This is a genomic window from Burkholderia sp. LAS2 (assembly GCF_018417615.1).
GTDB classification, from domain to species: Bacteria; Pseudomonadota; Gammaproteobacteria; order Burkholderiales; family Burkholderiaceae; genus Burkholderia; species Burkholderia sola.
The window spans coordinates 107277-131798 of the sequence record NZ_CP071053.1; the positions used below are offsets into that span (position 1 = coordinate 107277).

A 24522-nucleotide genomic window follows, 5' to 3' on the forward strand; every position below is an offset into this window, starting at 1 on the left:
TGTTGCGCGACGTGTTTCATTTTTTCGCCTCCGTGATCTTGACGGCCTTGGCCTCGAGATCGATGGTCAGTTTCAGCTTCGGCGTGAACAGGCGGTACCACGCCTTGTCCGGTGCGGTCGGCATCACATAAACTGCTCGCCACACCGCATTCGGCAAGTCGCGATAAGCCGCGATCACGCCGATGGCCTTCGTGGCCGAATCGGGCCGGCGCACGAACGTCCGGTGCTCGCCAGGGCGCAACTGCAACTCGTCGCGTTTCACCACGTCGTCGGCCAGCACCGTTTTGTGCTGGGTCTGCAGCGTGAAAAAGTCGGATGCCTCGAAGGCACCGTCGTTCTTCAGTTCGTAAACGCGCACGACGATCGGCGCAGCCCTTCCCCGGTCGTCCGGATTGACATCGGGCAGCGCGTTCACGCGCATATCGAGCCGAATCGGCTCCTTCGGCTTCGGCTCGCCACTGCTTGCGCAAGCGGAAAGCGCGAGCGCGCAGACAAGTGTGGCGACGGTCGGTATCGAGCGCATGCAGCTATGAACCCTTATTCCCAATGTGGGACGCCCCACAACCGACGGAGACGATTCGCCTGCACCGGTTGCGAGGCATCGATGCGATTACGCTTCCTTGTTGCCCTTGATGTCGAAGCTCGCGGTCACGGCGCCACCGCTGCCGCCCTGCGCGTTCTGCACGACGTACTCCTGCTTGACCTTCGCGAACGACAGCGACACCGATTCACGGCTCTTTTCCGCGTCGTTCTTGCTGCCCGACGGCTTCACGCGCGTGACGATCACGTCGCTCATCGTGAGCTTCAGGTATTCGAGCGGGTTGCCGCCGGCCTTGCGCATCACCAGCGTTGCCTGGTCGATGTGCTTGCCCGTGAGCGCGTACTTCATCAGGTTCGGGCTGGCGCGGTCGATGTTGTGCTCGAACGTCAGGTCCTTGACGGTGGCCTTGCCGGCGCCGCCGCCGCTACCGGCGTGCATCGTCGATTCCTGCTGGATGTCCCACTCCCAGGTCAGAACTTCGATTTCGTCCTTGTGCTTGTCGTCGAGCGATTCACCGTTGATGCCGTCGATCTTCAGGAAAATGTCTTGCGCCATGCGTAGTACTCCTCTTATTAAATGATTTGAAACCGGTCGATCATCGTCCACCAAAGGCGTTCGATGTCCGTCCCTGCTGGACCTACCGGATGGTTAAGCCGCTTCCTTGATCGACGGCAGCTTCGTCACGAGCCGCAGCGAGACGGTCAGCCCTTCGAGCTGGAAGTGCGGACGCAGGAAGAATTTGGAGTTGTAGTAGCCGGGGTTGCCCTCGACCTCCTCGACCACCACTTCAGCGGCCGCAAGCGGCCGGCGCGCCTTCGTCTCCTGCGACGAGTTGGTCGGATCGGCGTCGACGTAATGCATGATCCATTCGTTCAGCCAACGCTGCATGTCCTCGCGCTCCTTGAACGCGCCGATCTTGTCGCGCACGATGCACTTCAGGTAGTGCGCGAACCGCGAGCACGCGAACAGGTACGGCAGGCGCGCGGACAGGTTCGCGTTGGCCGTCGCGTCCGCATCGTGATACTCGGCCGGCTTCTGCAGCGATTGGGCGCCGATGAACGTCGCGTGATCGGTGTTCTTGCGGTGCACGAGCGGAATGAAGCCGTTCTTCGACAGCTCGGCCTCGCGTCGGTCCGAGATCGCGATTTCGGTCGGGCACTTCATGTCGACGCCGCCATCGTCGGTCGGGAACGTGTGGGTCGGCAGGTTCTCGACCGTGCCGCCCGATTCGACACCGCGAATCAGCGAGCACCAGCCGTACTGCTTGAACGAGCGGTTGACGTTGACGCCCATCGCGTACGCCGCGTTCGCCCAGCCATAGCGCCCATGGTCCGAACCGTTCGTGTCTTCCTCGAAATCGAATTCGTCGACCGGGTTGGTCTTCGCGCCATACGGCAAGCGCGCGAGGAATCGCGGCATTGCAAGCCCCACATAGCGCGCATCTTCGGTGTTGCGCATCGAGTTCCACGCGGTGTATTCGAGGTTCTGCGTGAAAATCTTCGTCAGGTCACGCGGGTTCGCGAGCTCCTGCCACGACTCCATCTGCAAAACTGACGGTGCGGCACCGGTGATGAACGGCGTGTGTGCGGCAGCCGAGACCTTCGCAATCGAGCCGAGCAGGTCGACGTCCGGTGGCGTATGGTCGAAGTAGTAGTCTGCGACGAGACACCCGTACGGTTCGCCGCCGAGCTGACCATATTCCTCTTCGTAGATCTGTTTGAAAAGCGGGCTCTGATCCCAGGCCAAGCCCTTGTAGCGACGCATCGTGCGATGCAGCTCGGCTTTCGAGACATCCATGAAGCGAATTTTCAGATGCTCGTCGGTTTCGGTGTTCGACACGAGGTGATTCAGGCCACGCCACGCGGATTCGAGCGCCTGGTAATCGCCGTGGTGCAGAATCAGGTTGATCTGCTCGGAGAGCTTGTGATCGATCTGCGCGATGATCGCCGCGATGCTCTTGTACGCATCGTCGCTGATCGTTGCCGTTTGAGCCAGCGCCTGCTCGGCGAGCGTCTGAACGGCCAGTTCGACGGCTTCGCGCGCGTCGTCGGTCTTGGGTCGGAATTCGCGCTCCAGCAGCTGAGTGAAATCGGATTCGGTATTCGTCTGCGCCACTGCGCCCCGTGCTTCCTGTTTCGCCATGATGGTCATCCTTTATCGGTTCGTCGGTCAGTTCGCGCCGTCTTGTGCGGCGGTTTCGTCCGCATGGCGCTCGGGCTTCGGCGCCGCGGCCAGCGACTTGAGCAGCGCCGGGTCCTGAAGCAGCTGCGTGACGAGCGCCTCGGCACCCGACTTGCCGTCCATGTAGGTCTGCAGATTGGCGAGCTGCGTGCGCGCTTGAAGCAGTTGGCGCAGCGGCTCGACCTTGCGCGCGATCGCGGCAGGCGAAAAATCCTCCATGCTCTCGAAGGTCATGTCGACCATCATCTGCCCGTCGCCCGTCAGCGTATTCGGCACGGCGAACGCGACACGCGGCCGGATCGCCTTCATGCGCTCGTCGAAATTGTCGATGTCGATTTCGAGAAAGCGCCGGTCCGATACCGCCGGCAGCGGCTCGGCCGGATGCTTGCCCGACAGATCGACGAGCACGCCCATCACGAACGGCAGCTCGACCTTCTTCTCCGAGCCGTAGACCTCGACGTCGTACTCGATTTGCACACGCGGCGCACGGTTGCGCGCAATGAATTTCTGCGAACTGCTGGAAGCGGCCATGAATGAAACTCCTGAACAGTGGTGGTGGGACGGCGAGCTCAGCGAACCGGCTCGTCTGAATGAAGGGCGGTAGCGTCGAACGCGAGGGCCTGCCCCGGTGCGCCGGACGGATCGACCACGCCGATCGAAATACGCGACAGGGTCTGCTTCGCCTCGAAGGCCTCGAGCCACAGCGACGACAAGCGGGGCAGCACGTACTGCTCGATGAATCCGATCAACACGCGTGCGCCGGTTTCCTGCACGAGACAGCGGTCGACGATGTAATCGACGACCGCGTCGTCGTACGTCAGCGCGATTTCATGGCCGTCGGCCATACGCTTGACGACCCGGCCCAGATGCAGGCGGACGATGCTGGCGAGCGCACCGTCGGCAAGTGGCCGGTAGGGCACGACGGTCACGCGCCCGAGGAATGCCGCCGGGAATGTGTTCAGGAGTTCAGGCGTCAGTGCTGCCCGCAGGCCGTCCTGATCCGGCGCAAGCGACGGATCGGCGCAAAGACTCGTGCTCAGTTCGGAACCGACGTTGCTCGTGAGCAGGATCGTCGTATTGCGGAAATCGATATAGCGGCCGTCGCCGTCTTCCATGTAGCCCTTGTCGAATACCTGGAAGAACATCTCGTGCACGTCGTGGTGGGCCTTCTCGATCTCGTCGAGCAGTACCACCGAATACGGACGGCGGCGCACCGCCTCGGTCAGCACTCCGCCCTCGCCGTAGCCGACATAACCCGGGGGCGCGCCCTTCAGGCCCGAGACGGTGTGTGCCTCCTGATACTCGCTCATGTTGATCGTGATCAGATTCTGTTCACCACCGTACAGCGCTTCGGCGAGCGCCAGCGCGGTTTCCGTCTTGCCGACGCCAGAGGGGCCGGCGAGCAGAAACACCCCGAGTGGTTTCTTCGGATCCGTGAGACCTGCGCGTGCAGTCTGCACACGTTCGCCAATTTGACGCAGCGCATCGGCCTGGCCGATCACGCGTGCCTCGAGCGTGTCGGGCAACGTGCGCACCGCGGCGACCTCGTCGGTCAACATCCGGCCGACAGGGATGCCGGTCCAGTCGGACACGATTGCCGCGACGATCGCCTCGTCGACTTCGGGAAAGACGAGCGGCGCATCGTCTTGCAGCGCCGCGAGCGCGCGTTCGAGTTCGCGCAGCTTCGGAAGCGCTGCCGCATCGTCCTGCGGGGTTTCGCCGTCGTGGGGTTCAATGGCTTCGCGTGCGGCGAGCAGCGCCTGTGCGGCAGCCGCCTGAGCGCGCCAGCGATGTTCGATTGCCGACTCTTCGCTCGCCAACGTATCGATGCGCGCGCGCACGGCCGTCAGCGCCCTGTCGGTATCCAGGCCGATACGGGCTTCCTGCACCAGCAACGCTTCCTCGGCACGTGCGGCCGCGAAGCGCTGGCGCACATCGTCCAGTTCACGCGGCGCAGCATGCTGCGACAGCGACACACGCGCGCAGGCGGTGTCAAGCAGGCTGATGGCCTTGTCCGGCAGCTGACGCGACGGAATGTAACGGTGCGAGAGCGTCACCGCCGCGCGGATCGCTTCGTCGAGCACCACGACACCATGATGCCGCGAAAACGTTTGCACGAGCCCGCGTACCATATCGACCGCGGCAGCCTCGGACGGCTCCGCGACCTGCAGCACCTGGAAGCGTCGGGTAAGCGCCGGATCTTTCTCGATGTGGCGTTTGTACTCCGCCCAGGTCGTCGCGCCGATCGTACGGATCGTGCCACGCGCAAGCGCGGGCTTCAGCAGATTGGCGGCATCGCCCGTACCCGCCTGACCGCCCGCGCCGATCAGCGTGTGAATCTCGTCGATGAAGAGGATCACCGGCGCCGGGGATTTTGCAGCGGCTTCGAGCAGCCCTTTGAGGCGCGCTTCGAACTCCCCTTTCATGCTGGCGCCAGCGAGCAATGCGCCAACGTCGAGCGACAGCAGTCGCACGTCGGCCAGCTTCGGCGGCACATCGCCCGATGCAATTGCCCGGGCAAGCCCTTCCACGACGGCCGTCTTGCCGACGCCGGCCTCCCCCGTTATCAGCGGGTTGTTCTGCCGACGGCGCAACAGAACGTCGATCATCGTGCGAATCTCGAGTTCACGGCCGATGACCGGATCGATCTCGCCCGCGCGAGCGCGCGCTGTCAGGTCTGCGCAGTACTGGTCGAGCGAACCGCCCTTCGATACGACCGGAATTGCACCGGACGCTTCGCCCGGCGTTGCCGCCGAAAAGTCGCTGTGATCGTATGGCACATCGGCGGCTTCCGGCGAGCCGTCGATCCATGCGGGCAATTTGTCGCCCAGCCCGTCGACAGGAATCTTGCCGAACGCGGGGGAGACTGACAGCAGAACGCGCCTCAACTCGGGCGTCGAAACAAGCGCAGCGACGAGCCACGCACCGCGCACGCGGCGATCGCCATGACTCAGCGTCGCGAGCACCCACGCGCGTTCGATCGCCGTCTCGATGTGCCACGAGAAATCGCCGATCGAACTGGCACCGGCCGGCAGCGCGGCCAACGCGGTTGCGAAATCCCGATCCAGTGCGTCGCGATCGATGCCAGCATGCCGCACGATGCGATGCAGGTCACTATCGGGTTGCTGCAGGAGCTGATGCAACCAGTGGACGAGCTCCACGTACGGATTGCCGCGCAGCTTGCAGAACCGTGTCGCCGATTCGATGCTGCGGTAGAGCTGAACCCCGAGCTTGCCGAACAGCGCCTGGCGTGAAATCGTCATGCGAACCTTCTTGTTGTTGATTCGATATTTTCCCGGCTCTGGCCGGAACGATCAGGAATCCTGTTCATGCGGCATTGGTCTACTGACGCACTTCGCACACAAATAATGTGCAAGCCTCTCAGGCCGAACATTATTTCAATTAACTTTCTCCGCCGTCAATCCACTCAAACGGGCAAGCACCCAGCCAATCAAAGATATTCCGCGTTCGTCCCACGTACCGAACGAGAGAGGCAACCACCCACATGACAAACCCACTAACCAATTGATTAAATTGATAAAATACGAAATTAAACGTGAACGAAATTTTTTACAATCACCCGCCAACCCCAACCATCCCAATATTCGCCGTGCGCAATCCATGCATCACATGAATTTATTATTTGGAGATTTCATCTCGATAATATTTTCAAATCGATCGGCCCATTTAAAATCGTCCAATTACGTACATCCATGAGTAAAATGCGCAATCCGCCATCACTGACTCTTCCATGCGCTCATTCCGCTTGCCGTGGCACCGTCGACTCGACACCTCGCTTGCCGAGCCCGAGTTGCGTAACGCGCCGCGCGGTCCCGACAAGCAGGAGGACGGCGCAGCCGCACTCCCGTTCGAATCGTCGGGTCTCGCTGACCGCGGTCAGTCGATCCTTGATCTGATTGGCAGCCACGGTATCAGCGGAAACGGCGTCCGCGAGAAGCTCGGCGGCGGATCGCTTGCGACGCCGGCCCCTGAACGCACCGACGACCTCGTCGAAACGCTTCACGCGCAGTACTGGCGCGCGCTAACGGACCCGCACACCGCCCTGTCCGACTCATGGCGCGAACAGCTCGACTCCCCTGCGACGCCTGTCGCGTCAGTGATGCCCGATTTGCACGACGTACAGCTGACACCGGCAAATCCAGCCAGCGCTGGTTCCATTGAAGTGCTGCTATCTGGCAAACACAATCTCGAGGACGCGTTCGGACAGCTGGAGCAGAGTTTGATGCCCGATCTGGAAGTCGGATCCGTTCCGGAAGTGTTACGCCTCTTTGCGCCGGCCGAATTCCATGCGGCGCAAGCGCACCGCGCACCGCCTCTGCCGCCCGCGCTAACCCGGCGTGAGCATCACGCGCTGTCGGTCGACAGCCCGCTGTCCGCGCCTGTACGCGAGAGCGAAGCATGAAGATGCCATTTGCAGCCGCAGAGCCGTCCAGTCACGCCCCGAACAACGAATCGCGGGGATTTCGGTCTCTTCGAGCTGGCCCGCGCGTAATTTGGCTCGTGTGTGGCGACCACCACTACCGGAGAATCGGTCGATGACCGAGCGCAAACAGCGTCCAGTGCGGGGCAACTCGGCCGTTCCCCGCCCACCGAGGCAGGCAAACGCGCACCTGATGCCGACCCTGCTGGACCGGCTGCGGGACGACGCACCGCTTCGACTCGTCGAAGCGCCCGAAGAATACGCCGTCACGCGCAAGCAGATGCGCGATATCGTCCAGCGCGATCTCGCCTATCTGCTGAACACGACGAGCATCGAAGACCAGATCGAGCGCGCGCACTATCCGCAGGCGGCCGCGTCCACCGTCAATTTCGGCGTGCCGCCGCTCGCCGGCACTTTTCTCGCGTCGCGCCAATGGAACGACATCGAGCAGATGATCCGGCGGGCCATCACCGATTTCGAGCCGCGGCTGATCGCCGATTCGCTGGTGGTGTCGCCCCGTCAAGGTGACGACGCCAGCGGTCATCACAATGTGCTCGCGTTCGACGTGCGCGGCCTGGTTCACATGGACCCGTATCCGCTCGAATTCATGGTGCAGAGCTCGCTCGATCTCGAGACGAGCGAGATCCAGATCACCGGCATGCGCGCCGGGTAGGCACGGCACAACGACACAACGAGACCTTTCCTATGGACCCGCGGCTACTCGACTATTACAACCAGGAACTTGTCTACATGCGCGAACTCGCCACCGAGTTCGCACAGGCGCATCCGAAAATCGCGCGCCGGCTCGGCATGCAGGCCGGCGAAGTGGCAGACCCCTACGTCGAGCGCCTGATCGAGTCGTTCTGCTTCATGGCCGCGCGCATGCAGCTCAAGCTCGATGCGGAGTTTCCGCGCTTCACCGGGCGGCTACTGGAAGTGATCTACCCGAATTACGTCGCGCCCACGCCGTCGATCGCGGTCGCGCGCCTGTATCCCGGCCAGGCCGAAGGCAATCTGGCCGCAGGCTACCGTATCGCGCGCGGCACGTCGTTCAAGGCGCGGATTCCCGATGGCGAAAAAACCGCCTGCCAGTTTACGAGTGGCCAGGACGTCACGCTCTGGCCGCTCACGATCACCGATGCGCGCCTGACGGGCATTCCGCCCGACATCCCGGCGCTCGACCGCTATGTTCCACCCGACCGACAGGTGCGCGGCGCATTACGGCTGCGGCTGGCGACGACAAGCGACATGCTCATCGCCGATCTGAAGGGGCTCGATCGGCTGCCCGTGTATCTGGCCGGCGACGAACAGGTCGCCTCTCACCTGTTCGAGCTGCTGCACGTCGCCGGCGTCGCGTCCGTGATTGCCGCGCCGGGCAAGTTCGGCGCACCGGGGGGCGCTCCCGCCGCCGTGACGCACGGCGCGATCGAACACGAGGGCTTGCGCACCGATCAGAACTTGCTGCCACTGACCTGGACGAAGTTTCACGGCCATAACCTGCTGCACGAATACTTCGCGTGCCCCGCACGATTCTGGTTCTTCGCACTCAACGGTCTGGCGCAAGGGCTGTCTCGCGTGAACGGTCGCGAGGTCGAAATCGTCGTGCTGCTCGACCGAGCGCCGGGCCTGCTCACGAACCTCGTCGACGCGTCGCGCTTCGCGCTGTTCTGCACGCCAGTCATCAATCTCTTCAAACGGCATACCGACCGCATCGAGATTTCTCCCCGCGAGACCGAGTCTCATCTGGTGCCCGCCCGGCTCGCACCGCTCGATTACGAAGTGTTCTCGGTCGAGACCGTGCATGGACAGGTCGCTGCAACCTCGAACGAACTGGAATTCCGTCCGCTCTATCAGACGCTGAACAACGACGAAGGCAATCACGGCCGGTATTTCTCGACACGGCGCGAACGACGGATCGTGTCGGATTCAGCGCGCCGTTACGGCACACGGACGCCCTATGTCGGCACCGAAGTGTTTCTCTCGCTGGTCGATCAGAACGAGGCGCCTTATGGCGAGAACATTCGTTTTCTGTCGGTCGCCGCGCTGCTGACGAACCGCGATCTCGCCACGCTCGTGCCGCGCAATGGCGTGCGCGACCTCACAACCGACGCGTCCACGCCAGTCGAAAGTATTGGCCTCATTCGCCCGCCGAGTCCGCCGAAAGCGCCGTATGCGGAACGAGAAATGGCGTGGCGCCTGATCCGCCAGCTCAACTTCAACTACCTGCCGCTCGAAGGTCTCGATCATCGTGACGGGGGGCAGGGAATACGTGACCTGCTGCGCCTGACCGTGTCGAACGACAACGATGAACAACTGCGGCAGATCGAAAGCCTCGTCGGCGTCAATACTCGCGCGGTCACGCGCAAGCTTCCGGGCACCGGCCCAATGACGTTCGGGCGTGGCATCGAGTGTGCGGTAACGGTCGACGAGACCGGTTTCTCCGGTGTGAGCCCCTATCTGTTCGGTACGATTCTCGAGCACTGGCTGGCGCGGCATGTATCGATCAACAGCTTCACGCAGACCGAATTGCATTCGATGCAGCGCGGCCGTATCGCACGCTGGCCCGTGCGCACCGGGACCCGCGGAGTGCTGTGATGGAACGCGCTACCTTGCCGGCGCTCGTGCGCGACAGCACGCTCTCGCCCGACCTGCTGGAGAGTCTTCAAATGGAGCCGTGGCGCTTCGGGTTCCTGTCACTGCTGCGGCGCATCGGCGCGAATCCCGCGGTCGACCCCGTCGGCACTGCCCGCCGACCACGGTCGGAGCCGTTCCGGCTCGGACAACAACCGAGTCTCGCTTTCGCGCCGCGCGAAATCGCCAGCGTCCAGGAAGCGGCGGGACGGCTCAAGGTACGGCTCTTCGGTCTCGGCATGCTCGGTCCGAACGGGCCCCTGCCGATCCATGTGACCGAATGGGCGCGTGAACGCGAAGAGAGTCGTCGCGACACGACGACGGTCGACTTCTTCGACATCTTCCATCACCGGTTCCTGACGCTGTTCTATCGTGCGTGGGCATCGGCACAGTCGACAGCCGGCCTCGACCGGAAAGACGACGAGCGGTTTTCGTTCTACATTGCGAGCCTCACGGGCCACGACACCGCGGAAATTGCGCGGCGCCCCCTGCCCTCGCACGCGCGATTGGCGGCGTCCGCGCATCTCGTCCGCGAGTCGCGCGACGCGGACGGCCTGCGCGCCACACTCGAGCACTACTTCGGCGTGCCGGTCGCGATCGACGAGCACGTGTTCCACTGGATCGCAATCGATGCGGCCGATCAGGGACGCATGGGCCGGCCTGGCCCCGCCGCGACGATGGGGCAAGCCGCGATGCTCGGTCGCGTGGCACCGGACCGTCAGCACCGGTTCCGCGTCGTGATCGGCCCCATCGATCTCGACGCGTATTTGCGCTTCACACCGCAGGGCGAGGATCTGCCGCGCCTCGTCGAATGGGTGCGGGCATTCGTCGGCTACGAACTGGAATGGGAACTTGAACTGCGCATCAAGCCCGAAAGCGCGCCGCCGGCCGTGATGGGCGGCCGCCAACGCATCGGATGGTCCGGGTGGCTTGGCCGCCCGAACCCCGACCGGCCGATTACCGGCATGCGGTTCGAACCCGAGCGTTACGTACGGCATTTCGAACGGCGCACGGCTGAATCCGACAATCGACCATGAGCAAAAAGCAATCAACCCGACGGTCCGTATCCGGTCAAGGTACCGCGAAGGACACGCCGCATCACGACTGGCTCGCGCCCGTGAGCGATTCCATGCCCTGCGGCCCCGACCTCGAATACGACCACGATTTCGTCGTGCTGTTCGCGCGTGCGGCACCCAGGCAGGATGTGCAGTACGGCGCGTTCGTCGGCGCACCCGATCCCATCAACTGGAGCGAGCTCGAGCGCGACTGCCGACGGCTCATGGTGCGGACGAAAGACATTCGGGTCGCCGTGCTATATACGCGGTGTCGCACGCGGCTCGCCGGTGCCGCAGGTCTCGCGGATGGCACGAAACTGCTGGCCGCGTGGCTCGATGCATTTGCCGAACACGTCCATCCCCAGCCCGATATCGACGGTGGGCACGGCGCCGCAAGTGAAGTGCGGATGAATGCGATACAGGCCCTCGCCGATCCGGAAGGACTGCTCGCAGACGTGCGCGAGATCGTGCTTTCGAAGTCGACGCTGGCGCGACTGCAGGTGCGCGATGTCGAGCGTGCTTTTGCGCACCCTCGCCCCGCCGATGCGCTCGCGCCCGAGTCCGTTACGCAGCAGTTGCTGGATGTGCGCGCGGTGCAGCCAGAGGTGATGACGGGTTTCGATGATGCGATTGCGCATCTCGCTGCAGTCGATGCGTGGTGCGCCCGTCATCTCGAAGGATATCTGCCCGATCTGGCGTCACTCACTCGGCTGCTCGGCAAGCTGAGTGTCACGGTGTCGGCGAACACCCCCGAACAGATGGAAGAAGCCCCCGATCCTGCTCTAGTCCACGACGCATCCTCAGAGAGCGATGCGTCGGTGCAACTAGAACCGGCGAATGACAAAACGGTTGCTGCCAACGACCACATCACGGCCCGACCGACATCCTCACCCGCAGACCGCCAGGCCGCGCTCACTCTGATTCGTACGGCGCGAACATGGTTCGAGACCCACGAACCCAGCAGCCCGATTCCCGTATTGCTCAAGCGTGCGGAGCGGTTCGTCGGCAAGCCTTACGCTGAGGTCGTCACGGCAATTCCGGCCGAGCTTCTGGCGCAGTGGGAAGAAACCAGCGGTTCATGACCATGGCCTCCTCGTCAGCGAAACATCGTATAGGCTCATCGAGCGCGCGACGGATTAATCGCCCCGCCATTCATGTGGTTAGCGTTTCCAAGCTGACGGCGGAGCGGCAAGCGCCCCAAGACGCCCGTCGCTCGCCCGGTCAATACACGTCCCGCATATAGCGCCGTGCCTTCGAAAGCCGCGCGACGTAGTCGTTCGCGGCTTCGTCCGACATGCCGCCGTGCGTGGCGACGATCGCCTTCAGCGCCGTATCGACGTCCTTCGCCATCCGCGCGGCGTCGCCGCACACGTAGAAGTGCGCGCCTTCCTCCAGCCATGCGAACAGCTCGGCGCCCTGCTCGCGCATCCGGTCCTGCACGTAGACCTTGTCGGCCTGGTCGCGCGAGAACGCGAGATCGAGCCGCGTGAGGAACCCGCTGTCGCGCATCGCGCTCAGCTCGTCGCCGTAGTAGAAGTCGGTCTGCGCGTGCTGCTCGCCGAAGAACAGCCAGTTGCGCCCGCGCGCGCCGCGCGCCTGCCGCTCGTGCAGGAAGCCGCGGAACGGCGCGACGCCGGTGCCGGGACCAACCATCACGATCGGCACGTCGCCGTTCACCGGCGGCCGGAAATGCGCGGACTTCTGCACGAACACGGGCACGCGGCTGTCGTCCGCGCGATCGGCGAGGAACGTCGACGCGACGCCTTTGCGCGCGCGCCGGCCGTTGTGATAGCGCACGGCAGACACGGTCAGGTGAATCTCGCCCGCGTGCGCGCTCGGGCTCGACGCGATCGAATACAGGCGCGGCTGCATGCGCTTGAGCATGCCGACCAGCTCCGCGCCCGACAGCTCGACCGGGTATTCGTGCAGCACGTCCGCAAGCTGTTGCCCCCACAACCATTGCTTGAGGTCGGCCTTGCGATCGTCGCCGAGCAGCGACTTCAGCGCGCCGTTCGCGCTGCGCGACGCGATGAAGGCCAGCGTGTCCGGATGCGGGCGCGTGATGTCGAAGTGGCGCGCGAGCGCGTCGCCGAGCCGGATATCGCCGACGCCCGGCACCGACACGGGTGCATCGGCCTTCAGCGCGGTGACGGACAGCAGTTCGTCGACCAGCTCCGGGCAGTTGGTCGGCCACACGCCGAGCGCATCGCCGGTTTCGTATTCGAGGTTCGCGCCCTGGGTCGACAGCGACACGTAGCGCGTGTCCTTCGCGGCGCCCGGCCGGTTCAGCCGCAGGTTCGCGACGAGTTTCGACGGCGCCGGATGCGCTTTCGTCGGCAGCAGCCCCGACGGGCTCAATCCACCGGCCGGCACCGCGTGCAGCGCGGCATCGGCCTCCTTGATCCGCGCGACGACGCGCTCGAGCCATTGATCGGCATCGTGCTGGAATTCGACGTCGCAATCGACGCGCGCACACAGGCGCGCCGCGCCGAGTTCCGCGAGCCGCGCGTCGAGCCGGCGGCCGTGGCCGCAGAACTGGTCGTAGTTGCGGTCGCCGAACGCGAGCACCGCGAAATGCACGCCGTCGAGGCGCGCGGCGCTGCCGCCCTGCAACGCGTCCCAGAACTCGCTGCCGTTGTCGGGCGCATCGCCGTCGCCGAACGTGCTCGTCATCAGCAGCACGTATTGCGCGCCGGCCAGCGACGCGACCGGATAGTCGGACATGCACGCGGTGCGGATCTCGAAGCCCGCGTTCATCAGCTTGGTCGCGTAATCGTCGGTCAACGATTCGATGTTGCCGGTCTGCGACGCCCACAACAACGTGACCTTCGGGCGCGGGCGCACGATGCGCACGCCGCCGGCCGCCGCAGCGTCGGGCGGCAGCGCGGGCGCGGCACGCTCCGCGGCGTGCGCGGGTAGCGAGCGGCTGAACAGCCCCGCGAGCATGCCGTCGAGCCAGAACCGCACGGGCGGCGTCAACGGCGCGCCGGCCGGCAGCACGGGCACGCTGCCTTCGCGACGGCCGGCGCTCGCCTTCAACCCGCTGACGAGGCCGGCCACGTACAGCCGCTCGGTGTCGGTCAGCGGCGGCGGCGCGAAATCGGCGACGCCGAGCGCGGCCGCGAAAGTGTCGATGTCTGCCATGTCGGATTCCTGTGAGGCCGTGATCGGCGCTATCGCGGGCACGGACGCGGGCGGTGCATCGTCCTCGCGTGCGTCGGTGCGCGCCGTGTCGTCGGCGGTCGACGCGAACGCGTCCGTGTCGACGCGCGTCAGCGCGACCGCGCAGTATTTCAGTTCGGGTTGCTGCGATTCCGCGTCGATCGCGTCGTTCGTCACCGCGTTAATGCACAGGTCGTCGCCGTACACGTCGTTCCAGTGCATCGGCGCGAAGCAGTTGCCGCGCCGCACGCGGTCGGTCACGACGGCCGGCAGCACCGCGCGGCCGCGCGCCGAACGGATCTCGACGCTGTCCTTCGCGGCGATGCCGAGCGCGCTCGCATCGTCCGGGTGCAGTTCGACGAACGGGCGCGGGTTGAGCTTGTTCAGCATCGCGACCTTGCCCGTCTTCGTCATCGTGTGCCACTGATGCTGCAGCCGCCCGGTGTTCAGCACGATCGGGAACGTGTCGTCGGGCAGCTCGGCCGGATCGACGTGCGGCCGCGCGAAGAAGCGCGCCTTGCCCGACGGCGTCGGGAACGCGAGGCGCGGCGCGTCGTTGCCGCCGGCTGCCGGGCGCAGCGCCTGGTTCACGCCGTCGTTCAGGTAGCGGATCGGGTGCCGCTCGCGCGCGGCGCCCGGCGCGACCGGCCACTGTACGGGCCCGTCGCGCAGCGCCGCGTGGCTCGCGCCGCGCAGGTCGTAGCCGGTCGCCGGATTCGAGAAACGGACGATCTCGTCGAACACGTCGGCCGCCGACGCATAGTCGAACGCATCGCCGAAGCCCATCGCGCGCGCGACTTCCGCGATGATGCGCCAGTCGGGCAGCGCGTCGCCGGGCGGCGCGACCGCCGCGCGCATCAGCGTCATGTTGCGCTCCGAATTGATCATCACGCCGTCGCCCTCCGCCCACAGCGCGCCGGGCAGCAGGATGTCCGCGTAGCGGTTGGTCTCGGTGTCGAGGAACGCGTCCTGCGCGATCACGAGTTCCGCGGCTTGCAGCCCGGCGATCACGTTGCGCCGGTTCGGCACGGTCGCGACCGGGTTCGTGCAGACGATCCAGCATGCCTTGATGTCGCCGGCCGCCATCCGCTCGAACAGGTCGATCGTGCCGTTGCCGGTGTCCTTGCGCAGCGTGCCGGCCGGCACGTGCCACAGGTTCTCGACGAAGCGGCGGTCGTCATCGGATGCCACCGAGCGCTGGCCCGGCAGCCCCGGCCCCATGTAGCCCATCTCGCGTCCCCCCATCGCGTTCGGCTGGCCGGTCAGCGAGAACGGCCCGCTGCCCGGGCGGCAGATCGCGCCGGTCGCGAGATGCAGGTTGCAGATCGCGTTGGTGTTCCACACGCCGTGCGTGCTCTGGTTGAGCCCCATCGTCCAGCAGCTCATCCATTCCTGCGCGTCGCCGATCCATTGCGCGGCCGTGCGGATGTCGGCTTCCGCGAGCCCCGTGATCTCGGCGACGCGCTCGGGCGTGTAGTCGGCGAGGAACGCGGGCATCGCGTCCCAGCCTTCGGTGTACGTATCGATGAACTCGGCGTCGGTGCGCCCGTTCGCATGCAGCAGATGCAAGAGCCCGTTGGTCAGCGCGAGATCGGTGCCTGGCCGGATCTGCAGGAACAGGTCGGCCTTGTCGGCGGTGCCGGTGCGGCGCGGATCGACGACGATCAGCTTCGCGCCGGCCTTCACGCGATCCATCATCCGCAGGAACAGGATCGGATGACAGTCGGCCATGTTCGCGCCGATCACGAAGAACAGGTTCGCGCGATCGAAATCCTCGTACGACCCGGGCGGGCCGTCCGCGCCGAGCGACTGCTTGTAGCCGGTGCTCGCGCTCGCCATGCACAGCCGCGAATTCGACTCGATGTTGTTGGTGCCGACGAAGCCCTTCGCGAGCTTGTTGACGAGGTATTGCGCCTCGATCGACATCTGCCCCGACACGTAGAACGACAGCGCATCGGGCCCGTGCGTATCGAGCACCGCCCGCAGCCGCCGCGCGGTCTCGGCGATCGCGTCGCGCGCCGGCAGCGGCACGAGGTCGTCCTCGCGGGCGCGGCGCACGAACGCACGGTCGAGCCGCCCCGAGCGGCGCAGCGCGACGTGCGCGGACGAACCCTTCGTGCACAGCCGCCCGAAGTTGGTCGGATGGTCGGCGTCGCCGGACACCTTGACGACTTCGCCATCCTCGACGTGCAGCACCATCCCGCAGCCGACGCCGCAGTACGGGCACACGCTCTTGACGGGGGTGGCGGTCATGCGTGCTCCGGGGCGCTCAGGCCGCAATCCATACGAAGCCGTCCTCGACCCGCGACGGATACGCGCTCACCGATTTCTCGGGCGCTTCCAGGCATTCGCCGGTGCGCAGGTCGAAGTGCTGCTTGTACAACGGCGATGCAACGACGACGCGCTCGCCGAGGCTGCCGATCAGCCCGCGCGACATCACGGCGGCCTGCGACACGGGATCGACGTTGTCGATCGCGAACACGCCGCCTTCCTCGGCATGCGCGACGTGAAACACGGCGACCTGCTCGCCGTTGACGAGCGCGCATACGCCGGTGTTCGGCACGATGTCGTCGAGCGGGCACACGCGGGTCCAGGACAGCGGAAGACGATCGTTCATGATGAGCTCCTTGGAAAAGACGCTGGTGTCGGTCAGAGTCAAACGGTTGCGGGTTCGGCGACGACGGGAATCGACACGGGCTTGCCGCCCCCGCGCTCGCCGGGCGTCGCGGGCCGGATCTGGCCGCGCGTCTCGACGAACTCGATGGTCGTATCCGGCGCGTCGCTGTTCACGAAGTGGCGGAAGCGCTTGCGCGTGTCGGGATCGGTGACGGCGCGCTTCCATTCGCACTCGTAGGTGTCGACCACGTGCTGCATGTCGGCTTCGAGCTCGGCCGCGATCCCGAGCTTGTCGTGCACGACGACGTCGGCCAGATAATCGAGGCCGCCTTCGAGGTTGTCGCGCCACACGCTGGTGCGTTGCAGCCGGTCCGCCGTGCGCACGTAGAACATCAGGAAGCGGTCGATATAGCGGATCAGCGTGTCGCGATCGAGATCGGACGCGAGCAGTTCCGCGTGGCGCGGCTTCATCCCGCCGTTGCCGCACACGTACAGGTTCCAGCCCTTCTCGGTCGCGATGATGCCGACGTCCTTGCCCTGCGCTTCCGCGCACTCGCGCGTGCAGCCGGACACGCCGAACTTGATCTTGTGCGGCGCGCGCAGCCCCTTGTAGCGATTTTCCAGGTCGATCGCGAGGCCGACCGAATCGTCGACGCCGTAGCGGCACCACGTCGACCCGACGCACGACTTCACCGTGCGCAGCGCCTTGCCGTACGCGTGCCCCGATTCGAAGCCGGCCGCGATCAGTTCCTCCCAGATCGACGGCAGTTGCTCGACGCGCGCGCCGAACAGGTCGACGCGCTGGCCGCCGGTGATCTTCGTGTAGAGGCCATATTTTTTCGCGACCTGGCCGACCGCGATCAGCCCTTCCGGCGTGACTTCGCCGCCCGGCATGCGCGGCACGACCGAATACGTGCCGTCGCGCTGGATGTTCGCGAGGTAGTAGTCGTTCGAATCCTGCAGGCCTGCGTGCTCCTTCTTCAGCACGAACTCGTTGAAGCACGACGCGAGGATGCCCGCGACGGCCGGCTTGCACACGTCGCAGCCGAGCCCGCGGCCGTGCTTGTGCAGCAATGCGTCGAACGTCGTGATGCGCTCGACGCGGATCAGGTGGAACAGCTCCTGGCGCGAATACGGGAAGTGCTCGCACAGATGGTTGTTGACCGCGAGGCCCTGCTTCTTCATCTCGGCCTTCATGATCTGCGTGACGAGCGGCACGCAGCCGCCGCACGACGTGCCGGCGCCCGTGCACGTCTTCAGCGCGCCGAGGCTCGTCGCGCCGTCTGCGACGGCCGCGCAGATCTGCGACTTCGACACGTTGTTGCATGAGCAGATCTGCGCGCCTTCCGGCAGCGCATCGACGCCGATCGCCGGCTTCGCCGCGCCGTCCGACGACGGCAGGATCAGGAATTCCGGCGACTCGGGCAACTCGATGCGGTTCAGCATCATCTGCAGCAGCGTGCCGTACTCGGCCGCATCGCCGACCATCACCGCGCCGTGCAGGAACTTGCCGCAGTCGGACACCACGAGCTTCTTGTAGACCTGGCGGCGCTCGTCCGCGTACTGGTAGGTGCGGCTACCGGCCGTCGTGCCGTGCGCGTCGCCGATGCTCGCGACGTCGACGCCCATCAGCTTCAGCTTGGTGCTCATGTCGGCGCCGGCGAACGCGGCGTCCGCCGCTTCGTCCGCGTCGCCCGCGAGCTGCTTCGCGACCACGCGCGCCATGTCGTAGCCGGGCGCGACGAGGCCGTACACCATGCCGTTCCAGGCCGCGCATTCGCCGATCGCATAGATGTCGGCGTCGCTCGTGCGGCACGCGTCGTCGATCGCGATGCCGCCGCGCGGGCCGATCTCGAGCCCGCACGCGCGGGCCAGTTCGTCCCGGGGACGGATGCCGGCCGAGAACACGATCATGTCGGTGTCGAGATGCGAGCCGTCGGCGAACGCCATCCGGTGCGCGCCTTCGTCGCCGTCGACGATTTCGAGCGTGTTCTTGCCGGTATGCACGGTCACGCCGAGCGCCTCGATCTTTGCGCGCAGCATCCGGCCGCCGCCGTCGTCGACCTGCACGGCCATCAGGCGCGGCGCGAATTCGACGACGTGCGTTTCAAGCCCCATGTCGCGCAGCGCCTTCGCGCATTCGAGGCCGAGCAGCCCGCCGCCGATCACGACGCCGCGCTTCGCGTGCGCGCCGCACGCCTGCATCGCTTCGAGATCCTCGATCGTCCGGTACACGAAGCAGCCCGCGCGATCGCGGCCCGGCACCGGCGGCACGAACGGACGCGAGCCGGTGGCGAGCACCAGCTTGTCGTACGCGAGCGTTTCGCCCGACGCGAGCGTGACCGTATGCGCGGCGCGGTCGATCGATGCGACTTGCGCGTTCAGGCGCAGGTCGAATTGCGGATGGCGCGCGAAGAAGCCGGGTTCGACGAGCGACAGCTCGTCCGCCGACTTGCCGGCGAAGAATTCCGACAGATGCACGCGATCGTAGGCCGGGCGCGGCTCCTCGCCGAGCACGGTGGCCTGCAGCGCGCCGGCCACGCCGGCTTGCGCCGCGACGCATTCGAGGAGCTTGTGGCCGACCATGCCGTGGCCGATGACGATGAGTTTCATGATGGCGGTTCCTTCGGTCGATCAGTTCGCGGCGCTCGCGGCGGCCAGCGCGCGATCGCGCAGCTCGGCTTCGCGCGCCTTGTGTTCTTCGCTGAAGCGCACGGCCATCGCGCACAACGCGGTCGCTGTCACGGCAAGGCCGAGCAGGCTCAACGTGTGCTGCACGTCGCCGACGCCCTTCAGCAGGAAAGCCGCGGCGACCGCGCCGACGTTGCCGCCCGCGCCGACGATGCCCGCGACGCCGCCGAGCGCCTTGCGGTCGATGAACGGCACCAGCGCGTAGGTCGCGCCGCACGCCATGTGCGTGAAGAGGCCGAAGGTGAGCATCGCGACGAGCGCGATGCCGATGCCTTGGGCATGCGAGAACCAGATCAGCCCGAGCCCTTCGCCGATGATCAGCGCGCACAGCAGCGTCGCGCGCACGTCGAGACTGCGGCGTGCGGCGATCTTGTCGGACAGCCAGCCGCCGAGCGCGCGGGCGAACAGCGCGAGCAGCCCGAACATCCCGACCGCGAAGCCGGCGTCCTTCAGCGACAGCTTGAAGTGATCGACGTAGTACAGCGCGGCGATGTTGTGGATGAACACCTCGACGCCGAAGCACGCGCCGTACGTGACGAACAGCATCCACACGCGGTAGTTGCCGCAGGCCGCGAAGAAGCTCGCCCAGCCGCCCTTCTTGCCGCTGTCGATCGTTACGCCCTGCTTGCGCAGCGCGACGAAATCGCCTTGCGGGCAGTCCTGCGTGAAGCGCCAGTACGCCCACGCCATCACGAGCATCGCCACGCCCGGCACGACCAGCGCGATGCGCCACGACGAATCCTCGCCGAAGCCGAGCATCAGGCCCGCGGCGACGAGCAGCGGCATCAGCGCCTGCGTCGCGCCCGCGCCGGCATTGCCCCAGCCGGCCGTCGTCGCGTTCGCGGTGCCGACCACGTTCGGCGCGAACATCACCGACGTGTGGTACTGCGTGATCACGAAGCCCGCGCCGATCGCGCCGATGCCGAGCCGGCAGATCAGGAACCACAGGTAGTCGTGCGTGAACGACACGGCGAACACGGGAATCGCGCCGAGCAGCAGCAGCCCGGCATACACGCGGCGCGGGCCGAAGCGGTCGCACATCGGGCCGACCAGCAGCCGCACGGCGATCGTCGCGGCGACCGCGGCGATGTTGATGTTCGCGACTTGCGCCGCCGTGAGATGGAATTCGCGCGCGATCAGCGGCATCAGCGGCGCGCACGCGAACCACGCGAAGAAGCATACGAAGAACGCCATCCACGTCAGATGGAACGCGCGCATCGGCGCGGTGCGGAGGCTGAAGAGATCGATACGGGTAGCTTTGTCGGTCATGTCGTCCGCCCAAACGAAAAACGGCGTCCTGCGCACCCGGTCTCGTCGAGACCCGATGCGTAGGACGCCGTTGCCCATGAAGCCCGTTGCCGGGCGCGTCAGTATTCGGTACTGCGGGCGAATCGCCGTTGATCCGCCCGAACCAGCTTACGCAAACGCCGTGCCATATCGGCACGAATCCGGCCGAAAGCCTCGTCGCACAAGGCTTGCCGGACAGCACGCGACGCGAGGCGACGCATCGCGCGCTCTCCGTCGCGATGCACCGAGGCACAGATGTGGTGCGCTGCAGCACTGTCGCCGTGCGACATCGCGGTGCGCGCGGACGGCGCACGATGCACACCGATGCGACATGGCGACGGCCTATGTGAGGCATGCGCATGCACGCGTGCGGCCATCGCGCAGTGCATCGCGGCATGCGCTGACCGCGCGTTGCGTCGGTTGGCCCGGATATTGCTGAACGCTATGCATCACCGGCAACGGCGCCGGTGGGCAGTCCCCGCAAAACCCTGCCCGCCCTTCACGGCGGGTCCGACAGGACAACGGCGTCCCCCCGTGCACGGCACGGCCGGATGCCGGTGCGTTTTGACCGCCCGCCGCCGCCGCGCAACAACGCGACATCAGACCGCCGCAGCGATGCGATGCGGCACAGGAATACGACAATGACGACAGGCAAAGTCACGCTGCTGGGCGCCGGCCCCGGCGACCCCGATCTCCTCACGCTGAAGGCGGTAAAGGCGCTGGCCGCCGCCGACGTGCTGCTGCTCGACGATCTCGTCGCGCCCGGCATTGTCGGACTCGCGCCGCAGGCGCGCGTGATCCGCGTCGGCAAGCGCGGCGGCTGCCGCTCCACGCCGCAGGCGTTCATCGAGAAGCTGATGCGTCGCTACGCGCTGCGCGGCGCGCACGTGGTGCGCGTGAAGGGCGGCGACGCGCTGCTGTTCGGGCGCGCCGGCGAAGAACTCGCGACGCTGCGCGCGGCCGCGATTCCGGTCGAGATCGTCAACGGCATCTCGTCGGGATTCGCCGCCGCCGCGAGCCTCGGCATCTCGCTCACGCACCGCGAGCACTGCCAGGGCGTCACGTTCGTCACCGCGCACCGCCAGGACCATGGCGAACCCGACTGGGCACGGCTCGCGGCGACCGGCACCACGCTCGCGATCTACATGGGGATGAGCCGCGTCGACAGCATCGCGGCCGGCCTGCTCGCCGCGCTCCCCGCGTCGACGCCGGCGGCAGCCGTGCAATGGGCCGGCACGCCCGACGAGCGCCGCTGGACCGGCACGCTGGGCACGCTCGCGCGCGGCGTCGAAGCCGCGCGGCTCGGCAGCCCGGCCGTGATCCTCGTCGGCGGCGCGATCGGCGAAGCGGCCGCGCAGGACGCGGACGCGGCAGCCGACGCGGCGCTTGCGCGGGCCGCCTGACATGCGCGGCATCGCGCGGCCTCAGCCGCTCCCCGTTTCCTTTCGCGCCGGCCGCGCGTGCGGCCTGCCTGCATCGCTCGCCGGTTGCACCGACGCATCACTGCTCCTGTTGCCCGCCTCATGAGTTCGTCCGCCCCCGCCCGCCTGCGCGTGCTGCTCGTCACCGATACCGACAAGCCGATCGGCGAACTCGGCGACGCGCTCGCGCGCCTCGGCTACGAGATGCTGAACGACGTCGCGACGCCCGCGCGCCTGCCGGCGGCCGTCGAGGAGCAACGCCCCGACGTCGTGATCATCGATACCGATTCGCCGTCGCGCGACACGCTCGAGCAACTCGCGGTCATGCATGCAACCGCGCCGCGCCCCGTGCTGATGTTCAGCCACGACGCCGACCAGGAACTGATCCGCGCGGCGGTCGGCGCGGGCGTCAGCGCATATCTCGTCGAAGGGTTGTCGGCCGAGCGCCTCGCGCCGATTCTCGAAGTCGCGCTCGCGCGCTTCTCGCACGACGACGCGCTGCGCCGCCGGCTGGCCGACGTCGAGCGCGAACTCGAGGAGCGCAAGCTGATCGACCGCGCGAAACGCGTGCTGATGGACCAGCGCAAGCTGTCCGAACACGACGCCTATGCGGCGCTGCGCAAGCGCGCGATGGATCAGGGCCTGCGCATCGTCGACGTCGCGCGACAATTGCTCGACGCGTCACCCCAGTCATGAGTCCAATGAATACCTCTCCTCCCGCCGCGCCGGAACGCGCGCATCTTCGCCTCGGGTTCGTCGCGCTCAGCGACGCGGCCCCGCTGATCGTCGCGCAACGCCTGAACCTCGGTGCGCGTCATGGCCTCACGCTCGAATTAAGCCGCCAGCCGTCGTGGGCGGCCGTGCGCGACAAGCTGCTCAGCGGCGAGCTCGACGCCGCGCATGCGCTGTATGGGCTCGTCTGCGGGCTGCAGCTCGGCATCGGCGGCCCGCAGGCCGACATGGCCGCGCTGATGGTGCTGAACCGCAACGGCCAGGCGATCACGTTGTCGCGCGGCCTCGCCGACGCTTACCGTGAGACCGGCAGCGTGCGCGCCGCGTTCGCGACGCTCGGCCGCAAGCCGCTGCTCGCGCAAACTTTCCCGACCGGCACGCACGCGATGTGGCTGAACGCATGGCTCGCGTCGCACGGCGTCGATCCGCTGCGCGACGTGCGCAGCGTCGTGATTCCGCCGCCCGAGATGGTCGCGGCACTCGCGGGCGGCGAGCTCGACGGCTTCTGCGCGGGCGAGCCGTGGCACGCGGTGGCCGAAGCGTGCGGCGCAGGCCGCACCGTCGCCGTCACGAGCGAGATCTGGCCCGATCACCCGGAGAAGGTGCTCGCGACCCGGCGCGATTTCGTCGCACTGTATCCGGCCGCCTCACGTGCGCTGGTCCGCACGCTCGTCGACGCATGCGCGTGGCTCGACAGCGCCGCGCACCGCCGCGAGGCGGCCGACTGGCTCGCGTCGCCCGACGCGCTGGGCGTGCCGGCCCGGCTGATCGCGCCGCGCCTGCTCGGCGACTACGGCGCGGGGCCGTTTGCGACGCCGCCGCTGCCGATCCGCTTTCACGACGGCGGCGCGGTGAACCGGCCCGACCCGCGCGAGGGCCAGTGGTTCCTGTCGCAATACCGGCGCTGGGGCATGCTCGACGGCTCGCACGACGACGCGGGCATCGCCGCGGCGATCGCGCAGACCGCGTTGTATGATGCTGCGGTCGCCGAAGGCGGCGCGGCGGGTCTGTCGCTGGCGTAGCGCGTAGCCGTAGCGCGCACCGCGCAGTGCAGCCGGTACCCGCCGGCGCCCCGGAGGGGGCCCGGCCGCCGACCGCCGGCCGCTCGTGCCGCTCGGGCGACACCGCGTTGCCACCTCATCCCCGCTCCGAATCAATGCCGAAACCAACGCGCGCGCCGCTCGACGTGCTGCTCACCGAAATCCGCGCGTGCCGTGCATGCGAAGCCGACCTGCCGCTCGGCCCGCGCCCGGTCGTGCGCGCGCATCGCGACGCACGCATCCTGATCGTCGGGCAGGCGCCGGGCGCGCGCGTCCATGCGAGCGGCATCCCGTGGGACGACGCGAGCGGCATGCGGCTGCGCGACTGGCTCGGCGTCGACGCCGACACCTTCTACGACGAGACGCGCTTCGCGATCGTGCCGATGGGCTTCTGCTACCCGGGCCGCGGCGCGAGCGGCGACAACCCGCCGCGCCCCGAATGCGCGCCGCTGTGGATCGACCGGCTGCTGGCCGAACTGCCGTCGATCCGGCTCACGCTGCTGATCGGCCAGTACGCGCAGCGGCATTTCCTGCGCGGCGCGCGCAAGGCGACGCTGACCGACACCGTGCATGCGTGGCGCGACTACGGCCCCGCGATCCTGCCGCTGCCGCATCCGTCGCCGCGCAACCAGGCATGGTTCAAGCGCCATCCGTGGTTCGACGCCGACGTCGTGCCCGAACTGCGGCGCCGGGTCGCGCCGCTCGCGACGGGCTGACCAGGTAG

Annotated in this window: 18 protein-coding genes; 9 read left to right on the forward strand and 9 right to left on the reverse strand. The window is 66.7% G+C overall.

Features of this window, described 5'->3' with window-relative positions:
* Nucleotides 1–16 precede the first annotated feature (16 nt).
* From tssJ to tssH, 5 genes are all read right to left on the reverse strand, one after another.
* On the reverse strand, nt 17–523 hold the full coding sequence (gene tssJ / locus JYG37_RS20880; protein WP_050012733.1) for a type VI secretion system lipoprotein TssJ: 507 nt from the start codon (nt 521–523) through the stop codon (nt 17–19).
* Nucleotides 524–610: 87 nt separating this feature from the next.
* A complete protein-coding gene (locus tag JYG37_RS20885) occupies nt 611–1096 on the reverse strand; it encodes an Hcp family type VI secretion system effector (protein ID WP_050012734.1) in 486 nt (161 codons plus the stop codon).
* Nucleotides 1097–1189: 93 nt separating this feature from the next.
* A complete protein-coding gene (gene tssC / locus JYG37_RS20890) occupies nt 1190–2683 on the reverse strand; it encodes a type VI secretion system contractile sheath large subunit (RefSeq protein WP_050012735.1) in 1494 nt (497 codons plus the stop codon).
* Nucleotides 2684–2710: 27 nt separating this feature from the next.
* Nucleotides 2711–3253, reverse strand: coding sequence for a type VI secretion system contractile sheath small subunit (gene tssB / locus JYG37_RS20895; RefSeq protein ID WP_213346317.1), 543 nt, complete (start codon nt 3251–3253; stop codon nt 2711–2713).
* A 38-nt stretch (nt 3254–3291) separates the two neighbouring features.
* Nucleotides 3292–5985 (reverse strand): type VI secretion system ATPase TssH, encoded by a 2694-nt coding sequence (tssH, locus tag JYG37_RS20900; RefSeq protein ID WP_204384285.1) that lies wholly within the window; start codon nt 5983–5985, stop codon nt 3292–3294.
* A 488-nt stretch (nt 5986–6473) separates the two neighbouring features.
* Between tssH and JYG37_RS20905 the strand changes: the two genes are divergently transcribed.
* The 5 genes from JYG37_RS20905 to JYG37_RS20925 all read left to right on the forward strand — a co-directional run bounded on the left by JYG37_RS20905 (nt 6474) and on the right by JYG37_RS20925 (nt 11931).
* Nucleotides 6474–7145, forward strand: coding sequence for a TagK domain-containing protein (locus JYG37_RS20905; protein ID WP_213346319.1), 672 nt, complete (start codon nt 6474–6476; stop codon nt 7143–7145).
* A 133-nt stretch (nt 7146–7278) separates the two neighbouring features.
* A complete protein-coding gene (gene tssE / locus JYG37_RS20910; RefSeq protein ID WP_050012739.1) occupies nt 7279–7836 on the forward strand; it encodes a type VI secretion system baseplate subunit TssE in 558 nt (185 codons plus the stop codon).
* Nucleotides 7837–7868: 32 nt separating this feature from the next.
* Nucleotides 7869–9758 (forward strand): type VI secretion system baseplate subunit TssF, encoded by a 1890-nt coding sequence (gene tssF / locus JYG37_RS20915; RefSeq protein ID WP_050012740.1) that lies wholly within the window; start codon nt 7869–7871, stop codon nt 9756–9758.
* On the forward strand, nt 9758–10831 hold the full coding sequence (tssG, locus tag JYG37_RS20920) for a type VI secretion system baseplate subunit TssG (RefSeq protein ID WP_213346320.1): 1074 nt from the start codon (nt 9758–9760) through the stop codon (nt 10829–10831). Before tssF ends, tssG begins: the two co-directional genes overlap by 1 nt.
* On the forward strand, nt 10828–11931 hold the full coding sequence (locus JYG37_RS20925; protein ID WP_089489414.1) for a type VI secretion system protein TssA: 1104 nt from the start codon (nt 10828–10830) through the stop codon (nt 11929–11931). Before tssG ends, JYG37_RS20925 begins: the two co-directional genes overlap by 4 nt.
* Nucleotides 11932–12070: 139 nt before the next feature.
* Here JYG37_RS20925 and JYG37_RS20930 read toward each other — a convergent pair whose 3' ends face one another.
* Genes JYG37_RS20930 through JYG37_RS20945 form a run of 4 tightly spaced genes read right to left on the reverse strand, consistent with a single transcriptional unit; the run spans nt 12071 to nt 20587 of the window.
* Nucleotides 12071–16264 carry a bifunctional nitrate reductase/sulfite reductase flavoprotein subunit alpha gene (locus JYG37_RS20930; protein ID WP_213346322.1) on the reverse strand — a complete coding sequence of 1398 codons (4194 nt, stop codon included), beginning with the start codon at nt 16262–16264 and terminating at the stop codon, nt 12071–12073.
* Nucleotides 16265–16280: 16 nt separating this feature from the next.
* Entirely contained in the window at nt 16281–16628 is a 348-nt protein-coding gene (gene nirD / locus JYG37_RS20935; RefSeq protein WP_050012744.1) for a nitrite reductase small subunit NirD, read from the reverse strand.
* 38 nt (nt 16629–16666) lie between these two features.
* Nucleotides 16667–19240 (reverse strand): nitrite reductase large subunit NirB, encoded by a 2574-nt coding sequence (gene nirB / locus JYG37_RS20940; protein WP_213346324.1) that lies wholly within the window; start codon nt 19238–19240, stop codon nt 16667–16669.
* A gap of 21 nt (nt 19241–19261) precedes the next feature.
* Complete coding sequence (locus tag JYG37_RS20945) at nt 19262–20587, reverse strand: MFS transporter (protein WP_050012746.1); 1326 nt, start codon at nt 20585–20587, stop codon at nt 19262–19264.
* Between the two features lie 659 nt (nt 20588–21246).
* Between JYG37_RS20945 and cobA the strand changes: the two genes are divergently transcribed.
* The 4 genes from cobA to JYG37_RS20965 all read left to right on the forward strand — a co-directional run bounded on the left by cobA (nt 21247) and on the right by JYG37_RS20965 (nt 24514).
* Nucleotides 21247–22008 carry a uroporphyrinogen-III C-methyltransferase gene (cobA, locus tag JYG37_RS20950; RefSeq protein ID WP_050012868.1) on the forward strand — a complete coding sequence of 254 codons (762 nt, stop codon included), beginning with the start codon at nt 21247–21249 and terminating at the stop codon, nt 22006–22008.
* Nucleotides 22009–22128: 120 nt separating this feature from the next.
* Complete coding sequence (locus JYG37_RS20955) at nt 22129–22722, forward strand: ANTAR domain-containing response regulator (protein ID WP_050012747.1); 594 nt, start codon at nt 22129–22131, stop codon at nt 22720–22722.
* Nucleotides 22723–22727: 5 nt separating this feature from the next.
* Entirely contained in the window at nt 22728–23780 is a 1053-nt protein-coding gene (locus JYG37_RS20960) for a CmpA/NrtA family ABC transporter substrate-binding protein (protein WP_050012748.1), read from the forward strand.
* 134 nt (nt 23781–23914) lie between these two features.
* A complete protein-coding gene (locus JYG37_RS20965; protein ID WP_050012749.1) occupies nt 23915–24514 on the forward strand; it encodes a uracil-DNA glycosylase family protein in 600 nt (199 codons plus the stop codon).
* Nucleotides 24515–24522 lie beyond the last annotated feature (8 nt).